We start from the raw sequence: 9,531 nt of genomic DNA on the forward strand, positions 1-9,531 counted from the left end.
CATGGATCCCTTTGCTGACGGAATCAGATCTTTAATTCCCCAAGCTTAATCAGTTCTACAACCGCTTGTGAACGACCCTTTACGTTCAGCTTTTGCATGACGTTCGATATATGATTCCTCACAGTCTTTTCACTTATGAAAAGCTGCTGTGCGATATCCTTTGTCGTTTTGTCCTGCACTAAGAGTTCGAATACTTCGCGTTCGCGGTTCGTAAGTAAAAATTTGTTTTTGTGGTCGCTGCCCATGGATGTGTGTCACCCCTCCTTGCTCGGGTATTGGGAATTACAAGGTTAAGGGATACAGTCAAAATTAGTTTATGAAGGGCTGCTGTCAATGGTGCGGTATCTAGAGAAAAATAGGCGGAATACTTTCAACTATAAAAGAGTGTATGTAAGTATGTATTAACTGGATTTTCTACAGCTATTTCCGAGGAATTTCATTAAATATTCCATTTAGATGGAAAAAATGTAGCTAATATATCCAATTGCCCTCCATATCGCTAAAGTGAGCTAGAATAACTTCATAAAATCCATCTAATTGTAATATTCTGCGTGATTGCGTCGAAATAGCTGTATATAATCCAGTTATAGTATTTAAATGAAGTTTGTGGTGGTGAATGGTAGGTGCCAGGGGTCGCAAGTTGAGATTGGCTGAGTGCTGGGTTCGGGGTTATTAATGTGGTAACCAAACCAAACCCCCCAGTCGAATTCCAACTGGGGGGCCATCTATCTATTCCACTCGCTCAACCTTCACCGCACAAATCTTAAACTCCGGCATCCGACTCGTTGGATCCAAGGCGTCATTCGTCAACACGTTGATCGAATGCTCGTCGCCCCAATGGAAAGGAACGAAGACGGTGCGAGGTTGAATTCCCTCGGTGATCTTGACTTGGAAAACAAGGGAGCCACGCCGGCTGGTGATCCGGATTTTTCGTTCCACGCTTAGGCCGATTCGCTTGGCCAAAGACGGATGAATTTCGGCAACCGGAACGGGTGCCTTCTTATTGAGGGCTTCGGTGCGGCGCGTTTGTGCACCGCTTAAATAATGGTTGGCCAGACGGCCCGTTGTAAGAACGAACGGAAAGTCATTATCAATGGGCTCTGCAGGCATCTTCGGCTGTATGCCGAATAATAGGGCTTTCCCATCCGCATGATGAAAACGATCTTGGAATAATTGCGGTGTTCCCGGATGGTCCGCTGACCCACAAGGCCAGAAGATCCCTTTCTCTTTTTGCAAACGTTCATAGGTAATGCCGCTATAATCTGCTTTACCGCCTGCGGTAGCTGCTGCAAGTTCACGAAACACGTCTTCAATACCCGCATATTGAAAGTAAGCACCTCGTCCTAGCGCATCAGCCAGTTCGCTAATAATGTGATAGTCGAGCTTGCAACTCCCCGGAAGCTCCATGGCTTTCCTCCGATGGAAGACACGCCCCTCCAGGTTAGTCATGGTCCCCTCTGCTTCAGCGAAGGATGAACCTGGCAACAAATAATGCGCATACCGTGCCGTTTCGGTCTCGAACATGTCTACGACCACGAGTAAGTCTAGTTTTTGTAAAGCTCGCTCTACCATTTTATTATTCGGGCTAGAAACTAGTGGATTAGAGCCCAGCACGATTAATGCTTTAATTTCACCTTCATCGATTTTCTGCAGCAATTCATAGGCGGAAACACCTTTACCTGGCAGCTCACTTGGATCAATGCCCCATACTTTCGCCACATGCTCACGCGCAGCCCAATCTTCGATCAAGCGATAGCCTGGGAGCTGGTCGGCTTTTTGCCCATGCTCACGACCACCTTGGCCGTTCGCTTGACCAGTCACAGCGCCATAGCCGCAGCCTGCACGCCCTATTTTACCCGTGAGCAGTGCCAGGTTAATGTAATTGAGCGTATTCTCTACCCCATTCACCTGCTGCTCCAAGCCTCTTGCCGTTAGCACGATGCCCGTCTCCGCCTTCGCGAAACCACGAGCGATTGTACGAACCACCGCTTCAAGAATACCTGTTAGATACTCAACACGAGCTGGTGTAAATGATTGGACAGCCTCTTTCACTTGTTCAAAGCCAGACGTACGAGACTGAATGAACTTATGATCAACTAGATTCTCTTCAATCATGACATGCAGGAGTCCATTGATGAACACGGAGTCGAAACCAGGTTGAAGTCTCACATGAATATCTGCCGTCTTGGAGGTCATCGTATTACGCGGATCAATGGTCACAATCACGGCGCCTTTTTTCTTTGCTTCTAATAGATAAGGCATCATCGTAGGCTGACACTCCGCAATATTCGTGCCCGCTAGAATGATATATTTCGCATTAGGAATTTCTGATAAAGGCATCGTCATCCCACGATCAATACCGAAAGCTTTGTTACTCGCAGCCGCAGCTGATGACATGCAATAACGACCGTTATAGTCGATATATTTGGACCTAAGTGCCACACGCGTAAACTTACCCAGTAAGTAACTTACTTCGTTCGTCAACGATCCGCCGCCGTATACGCCGATGGCATCACGCCCATGTTCAGCCTGCAACGCGGTAATTCTCTCTGCAATATCTGAATAGGCATGCGCCCAGGACACAGGCTGCCATTGGCCTACTTTTGCAGCTTTCCTATGAAGCGGCTCCAGAATTCGTTCCGAATGAACGACATGCTCCAAAGCATTCAAGCCTTTTTGACATAAACGGCCTGTTGCAACTGGGAAATTCGCGCTCGGCTTAATCGTTAAACCTTCTGTCTTTTCACTAGGTAGTATCTCCAACCCACACTGCATACTGCAAAAGCAACAATGGGAGGAGGGCTGTTCATCCGATAATGTGACCAGATCTGTTTTCAACGCTCACACCCCCGCAGATCAAGCTCTCTTTATAGATATATATAGGGTATATAAGGACTAACAAGCCATTTCATTATTGATCGGAAATCCGATAAAAACCGTCCCATCATCCACTTTGGTCAAATACGTTTTCACGCAGCCAGTATCAGGCGCTTGCACGAGTCCGGAAGGCAAATGGATCTTGCGATCATGCATAGGGCAGAACACGTGATCATCACAGACGATGCCTTCAGCAAGAACACCCTCTTTATGCGGACAACGATTCTGAATCGCTTGAAGCTTACCACTTTTCAATTTGAATAAGGCAACCTCTTCTCCTTGATATCGAATCGTCTTCCCTGTATTAAAAGCTAAATCCTCATAGGAAACGGCTTGCACCCAAATCATTTGCTCATTTTGTGTTATCATCTTCTCGGCTCCTCCCTGTTTATCTCTCTATTTCTACTTCAGCTCAACCACTTCATAAAGATCACGTTGGATTTTCTTGCTATCGATGGCTTGCTTCCATGGATCTTGTGTCACCGATAGAGCCAAATCCATGCGTTCACACAATTGCTTACGCTCTTGGTCATTTTGGACAACCTCACGAATATGATCGATACCTAAACGGTGTACCCACTCGCTCGTACGCTCGCCGTATTTACCTGTTTCGCGGTAATATTGCAGATACGCTTCCGAATATTCGATGATCTCTTCTTCGGTCTTCACCGTGCTCATCAAATCACCTACGCGGACTTTTACGCCACCGTTTCCTCCTGCATACAATTCCCAGCCGCCATCGACGGAAACGACACCCAGATCCTTAATTCCTGATTCCGCACAATTTCGCGGACAACCCGATACGGCAAGCTTTACTTTGGCTGGCGTATTCAAGCGTTCAAAACGCTTCTCCAACTCGATACCAACCCCCATTGCATCTCCTGTACCGAAGCGGCAGAAGGTTTCGCCGACACATGTTTTAACGGTCCGTAACGCTTTCCCATAGGCATACCCTGATGGCATATCCAATGCTTCCCACATGGCGGTCAAGTCTTCTTTTTTCACACCTAGCAAGTCGAGTCGTTGCCCTCCAGTAAATTTCACGGTTGGTACGTTGAATTGTTCGGCTACCTCTGCTATGCGTTTGAGCTCTGTTGGATTGGTGACACCACCATATATCCGTGGAACAACGGAGTACGTACCGTCCTTTTGAATATTGGCATGCATACGCTCATTGACGAAGCGAGACGTGCTGTCATCTTTATACGTTTCAGGGCGAATCATGCCCAAATAATAATTGAGTGCTGGACGGCATTTGGAGCAGCCTTCTTCATTCTTCCATTGGAGTACGTTCATCACTTCACGAACATGGGATAGTCCTTTTTCCCGAATTGCCGTAACGACTTCATCCCGTGTGTGCGTTGTACAGCCACAGATTGTTTCTTTCGCTGCGTTTTTATCATAAGAAGCACCTAGGGTGAAAGCTAACAGATCACTGACCAATGGCTTACAACCACCACAGGAACGAGATGCCGTTGTACAATTCTTCACTTCATCAACTGTCGTTAAGCCCTGATCCTTAATGGCCGAACAAATCGCCCCTTTCGTGACGCCGTTACAACCGCAGATAATCGCGTCATCCTTCATCTCTGCAACCCCGGATGCAGCTCCGCCGCCACCAGAGGAATCCGTTAATATGGCTGTTTTCCCCATACCGCTAATATCTGTTTCTTCCCGTATCATTTGCATAAGTCGCGTACCGTCGGCTGTATCACCAAAGAGCACGGCACCGATAATTTTATTTTCTTTAATGACCACTTTCTTATAGACACCCGTGAATTCATCGTGAATTCGAATCGCTTTGGTTCCTTCAGCATCAACGAATTGACCGCCTGAGAAAACATCAACACCAGATACTTTGAGCTTCGTGTACAAAATAGAGCCTTCATACGGGCCTGTTTCTACGCCAGCCAAATGTTTCGCCAGTACGGCACCTTGCTCATAGAGCGGTGCTACTAGACCATACGCGATGCCTCGGTGCATCGCACATTCACCAACGGCGTACACATTCGGAACACTTGTTTGCAAGTAATCATTCACAATGATACCTGGATTACACTCAACGCCAGCTTCTTTCGCAAGCGCTACATTAGGACGAATACCAACCGCCATGACGATTAGATCAGCTTCAGCAATCGTGCCATCCTTAAATTTCAGACCTGTTACGCGTTTGCCCCCAATAATTTCGACCGATTGCTTCTCAAGCAAGAAGTTGATCCCTTGCTCTTCGAGTGCAGCTTGCAGCATTTTGGAAGCGGTGCGATCCAGTTGCCGTTCCATAATCGTATCTCCGATATGAACGACATCGACTTTCATACCGAGATTGAGGAAGCCTCGCGCAGCTTCTAAGCCTAGCAAACCGCCGCCAATGACAATCGCTTTCTTGTACTTTTTAGCCGACTCAATCATAATTTCACAATCACGGATCGTTCTGTAGGCCATGACGCCTTCTTTGTCTGCACCTGGCATAGGAATCATGAATGGATTAGAGCCTGTTGCCAAAATTAATTTATCATAGGAAACGGTCAGGCCTTTATTGCTCGTGACAGTTTGGGACAGTGTGTCGATGCCCGTGATGGTTTGATTCGTATATAAGGTAATGTTATTGTTCGTATACCATTCATAAGGGTGGATCACGATATCTTCCACTTTGGAATCGCCGGAGAGCACATAGGACAACAAGATTCTATTGTAGTTGGGATGCGGTTCACTACCGAAAATTATAACTTCATATTTATCTGGTGCCAGTTTCAGTAAATGTTCAACGGCATTAACACCCGCCATTCCGTTTCCGACCAGGACTAGCTTCTCTTTTTTGACAGTCATTGTGATCATCCTTCCATCCATTTACTATGGCATTCAATTGAATTCGAGTAGTTGCGGAAAAAGGGTCATTTAGGAGCACAGCTCCCAAATGACAAATTTGGGATATGGAGCTTGAGCAGTTCGATTGTTAATAGAACTGCAAAGACGCTAGTCGTAACGTCTTTGCCCATACAGCCTGATGAGCAGGCTGCATGAGCAAAAACCTTACTGGGTGTGCCGCTGACCAGGTAGAATCAGCGACGTCCCCGGTCCATGTTAAGCTTGAACCGTATCCATGCTGGAAGGCGCTGCTTTTACTTTACCGCCTTCGCCAATCCACGTACGTTTCCATTGCCCTTGAACAACCGCAATAATGATGATACAGCTGATAGCAATTCCACTGAGAATTAGAAAGCCTGGTGTAAAAGAACCTGTGGATAGTTTCAGGTTGCCAAGAATCTTAGGCAAGAAGTAACCGCCTAATCCCCCTGCTGCTCCAACAATTCCGGTCATCACACCAATCTCCGCCTTAAAACGCTGTGGCACGAGTTGGAATACCGAACCATTCCCCATACCGAAAGCCATCATAGCAACGAATAGCATGACAGTCGTCAATGAAAGTGCAGGAAGCGTCGAGATACCCGCCATCATTAAACCAACAACGCCGTAAAGAACCATTAACATGCGAATTCCGCCAATTTTATCTGCGAGCCATCCCCCAACGGGACGGAAGAAGCTGCCCCCGATGACACAAAGAGTTGTAAAGTCTGCAGCACGTACAGGCGAAAGTCCATATTGTGTATTAAAGAAAATCGTAAGATAAGATGCCATTCCTACAAAACCACCGAAGGTTACACTGTAGAAAATACAGAACAACCACGAATCCTTTTGCTTCAATACTTTACCGTACTCTTTAATCGTTTTTGGTGCTGGTTTATTGGGACTATCCTTGGCCAATACACTAAATATGACCAGCGTTAACGCAATTGGAATCATAGCAATACCGAAAACAACGTGCCAGTCTCCATAATGTTGTGCTATACGATTTGCAAACAAGGTAGCGAAGATCGTTCCACTATTTCCTGCCCCTGCAATCCCCATTGCTAATCCTTGATACTGTGGCGGATACCAGCTGCTAGCGAGCGGCAATGCTGCAGCAAAGCTTGCTCCTGCTATACCTAGCATCAGAGCTACGAAATACATATCTCCCATCGTGTTAGCGAACTGCCATCCCCAGAATAAGGGAATTAAGGTTAGCGAAAGTCCAATCTGTCCTGTTCGTTTAGGACCAATTTTATCCGTTAGTACGCCAAGTACTAGTCGTAGGACCGCCCCTCCTAACGTTGGTAAAGCAACTAAATTTGCTTTCTGTGCGGCATCCAACCCAAAATCTTTGGCAAGGATGACAGCTAGCGGTCCAAGAAGCACCCACACCATGAAGCTCATGTCAAAATACAAGAATGAACTGAACAAAGACCCCTTGTGCCCCACTTGCATAAAACTTTTCCGATCTACCATGCAATCCCTCTCCTTTTATGAGGCTTTTCGCCTTCTTTTTGTCCTATCCTACCTTGTTTGATTATACATTGACAGAAAAGGCCGACAAACATCCCCTATCAATCATAGGATGTTTATCGGCCTCATTGCCACTGCTGCCACTTCCTCGTGAACAGCATGATAGATGTATTTTTTCATTAAATTAAACATAAAAAGCCTATCCAGTTACGTAATTGTAAGGGGATAGGCGCCATTGCCTTCGTTAGGTGGCACGTCATTGTGCCGATTTCTTAACTTGATTATACGACGCGTTTAAATCTATGTCAATAAACTTAACATAAAAAATTATTTCAGAGAATTCGAGTAGCATATCGACAAATTTCAGGTGCATATGCTATAGTATTGCCGTATAATAATACCAATTAAGATCGAAACCTAACATGTACTTGTCATGAGTTGAAGTTATTCAAGATGGAGGTATTCCCATGTTACAATCATTCATTCTGGTCGACGAGTTCATACCAACTCGCTCAGCTACCTCCTCTGAGCCCTCACATGCTGTTCGAACGGAAGACATGCAAGGAAAAGAAATTTCACCTGATGAAATCATGAAGGATTTGGGTTTCCGCATTTATACTTCATCTAATATGAAAGAAATTTCCTTTATCATCCCAAAGGTCGATGCTGTATTATTATCAGTAGGTCCTGAACAAGTCACAGATTGGCGTATACGGTTGCTCGCACAGCGAAGTCTTCCCATATTTTGGTGGTGTAATAAGCTAACTTTTCCTTCTAATGAATGTAAAATGGATGCGGGAATAGATGGCTTGATCGGTCCCACGATGAGCCCACTGGAAATTCATTGTGCGTTGATACTGGGTGTGAACCATTATTTCCAACGAACCGAGTGGCATCAGGAGCGCGAACAACTGCTGTCCAAGCTTGAAGAACGTAAGTGGGTTGATCAGGCGAAGCGAATTTTATGCGAAATCAAAGGTATCTCGGAAGCTGAAGCTTATGATTTCCTCCGTAAACAAGCTATGAATGAACGTAAGCGTATGGTCGACGTCGCAACCTCCATCGTCAAGGTATATCAGATACTTCAGGATCAGAACAAAGGGGGCCGCAAACGATGATATCCTTATTAAAAGAAGTAGGCCGCGGTAAACGCGGAGCCAGAGACCTTACCTATGAAGAAGCGGCTCAAGCAGCCGAACTCATTCTTACCGGTGCAGCTACGCAAGCTCAGATTGGCGCTTTTCTTGTTGCTGAACGAATCAAGATGGAATCACCTGATGAAATCAAAGCCTTTATTCATGCCTTACGTCAACGCATTAGCACTTATCCTATGCCTGGAAGTATCGACTGTGCCGGTCCCTATGATGGTCGCACACGCACATTTATCGCAACGTTACCAACTGCATTCGTACTTGCAGCCTGCGGAGTGCCGACAACCTTGCATGGCAGCCCAAGCATGCCGCCTAAATGGGGCATCACCTTGTCCGATGTGCTTACAGCAATGGGGGTAAATGCACTTGAAGCATCACGTGAAGCATTAGTTTCTGCTGCGGCGCGAACAGGCTTCTTATTTGCACCGACCGAAAGCTGGTGTGAGCCGCTTGGCGAGCTGCGCGAAATTCGTAAAGAACTCGGTTTGAGAACCGTGTTCAATACGGCGGAGAAGCTGCTGCGTTTTACAGAGGCTCCCTATATGGCGGTTGGCGTGTTTCATGGCACTGTTTTTGAGAAAATCACGAATTTGCTCATTGAATTAGGCGTTTCTCGCGGTATCGTGGTGCAAGGTATGGAGGGTTCGGAGGATTTAGGTGTTGATAAACGAACAAGAACCTACCTCATCCAGGACGGGGCAAGTGAGTTATTCATTGTAGATCCGGAAATTTATGAGCTGATGGTTGAAGTGCCCGTAGTGGAATGGACGGCTGAACTGCAAGCAGAGACTACACGATCTGTCCTTCGCGGCGATGCTGCACTCCCCTACTTAAATATGGTACTGCTCAACAGTGCCGTCCGTTTATGGGTTTCCCAGAAAGCTGGCTCCATTGAAGAAGGCATCTATATGGCCCGTCATGCGATTGAGCAAGGTGCTGCGCTTCAGAAGTACACAGAATGGACCGAAGCGATTAAACCTGTATCTGCCACATAAGCATCGTTGTAACATATAAACCAGTTAACATCCACTTTACGGGTGCTAACTGTTTTTTTTCTACGACTGACCAATTGACTAACAGGTAATTCCAAATCCTCTGTCGAATTAGTTAATAGCTAATTTGACGGAGGTCTTGCTCTATGCCATTACCAAAAAACCGAATCATTCCTGAAAAGAAAGTTTAC

Annotated in this window: 7 protein-coding genes; 2 read left to right on the forward strand and 5 right to left on the reverse strand. The window is 46.0% G+C overall.

The window, feature by feature from the left end; all coding sequences use genetic code 11:
• Positions 1 to 23: 23 nt before the first annotated feature.
• From AB4114_RS19895 to AB4114_RS19915, 5 genes are all read right to left on the reverse strand, one after another.
• Positions 24 to 245, reverse strand: coding sequence for a helix-turn-helix domain-containing protein (locus AB4114_RS19895; RefSeq protein ID WP_028556998.1), 222 nt, complete (start codon positions 243 to 245; stop codon positions 24 to 26).
• A gap of 484 nt (positions 246 to 729) precedes the next feature.
• Entirely contained in the window at positions 730 to 2,838 is a 2,109-nt protein-coding gene (locus tag AB4114_RS19900; protein ID WP_441990023.1) for a molybdopterin oxidoreductase family protein, read from the reverse strand.
• 57 nt (positions 2,839 to 2,895) lie between these two features.
• Positions 2,896 to 3,246, reverse strand: coding sequence for a nitrite reductase small subunit NirD (gene nirD / locus AB4114_RS19905; RefSeq protein WP_441990024.1), 351 nt, complete (start codon positions 3,244 to 3,246; stop codon positions 2,896 to 2,898).
• A 33-nt stretch (positions 3,247 to 3,279) separates the two neighbouring features.
• A complete protein-coding gene (gene nirB, locus AB4114_RS19910; RefSeq protein WP_441990025.1) occupies positions 3,280 to 5,703 on the reverse strand; it encodes a nitrite reductase large subunit NirB in 2,424 nt (807 codons plus the stop codon).
• A 255-nt stretch (positions 5,704 to 5,958) separates the two neighbouring features.
• Complete coding sequence (locus tag AB4114_RS19915) at positions 5,959 to 7,200, reverse strand: nitrate/nitrite transporter (protein ID WP_441990026.1); 1,242 nt, start codon at positions 7,198 to 7,200, stop codon at positions 5,959 to 5,961.
• A 464-nt stretch (positions 7,201 to 7,664) separates the two neighbouring features.
• Between AB4114_RS19915 and AB4114_RS19920 the strand changes: the two genes are divergently transcribed.
• Positions 7,665 to 8,315: an ANTAR domain-containing response regulator gene (locus AB4114_RS19920; protein ID WP_441990027.1), complete on the forward strand. Its 651-nt coding sequence runs from the start codon at positions 7,665 to 7,667 to the stop codon at positions 8,313 to 8,315.
• Complete coding sequence (locus AB4114_RS19925) at positions 8,312 to 9,343, forward strand: anthranilate phosphoribosyltransferase (RefSeq protein WP_441990028.1); 1,032 nt, start codon at positions 8,312 to 8,314, stop codon at positions 9,341 to 9,343. Before AB4114_RS19920 ends, AB4114_RS19925 begins: the two co-directional genes overlap by 4 nt.
• The last annotated feature ends 188 nt before the right edge of the window (positions 9,344 to 9,531 follow it).

This window comes from Paenibacillus sp. 2RAB27, from assembly GCF_052115445.1.
GTDB lineage: Bacteria > Bacillota > Bacilli > Paenibacillales > NBRC-103111 > Paenibacillus_E.

What these genes read in the sequence shown, in the direction of transcription:
- AB4114_RS19895 (WP_028556998.1), bottom strand. Translation starts at nt 245, where the DNA reads ATGGGCAGCGACCACAAAAACAAATTTTTACTTACGAACCGCGAACGC.
- nirD (WP_441990024.1), bottom strand. Translation starts at nt 3,246, where the DNA reads ATGATAACACAAAATGAGCAAATGATTTGGGTGCAAGCCGTTTCCTAT.
- nirB (WP_441990025.1), bottom strand. Translation starts at nt 5,703, where the DNA reads ATGACTGTCAAAAAAGAGAAGCTAGTCCTGGTCGGAAACGGAATGGCG.
- AB4114_RS19915 (WP_441990026.1), bottom strand. Translation starts at nt 7,200, where the DNA reads ATGGTAGATCGGAAAAGTTTTATGCAAGTGGGGCACAAGGGGTCTTTG.
- AB4114_RS19920 (WP_441990027.1), top strand. Translation starts at nt 7,665, where the DNA reads ATGTTACAATCATTCATTCTGGTCGACGAGTTCATACCAACTCGCTCA.
- AB4114_RS19925 (WP_441990028.1), top strand. Translation starts at nt 8,312, where the DNA reads ATGATATCCTTATTAAAAGAAGTAGGCCGCGGTAAACGCGGAGCCAGA.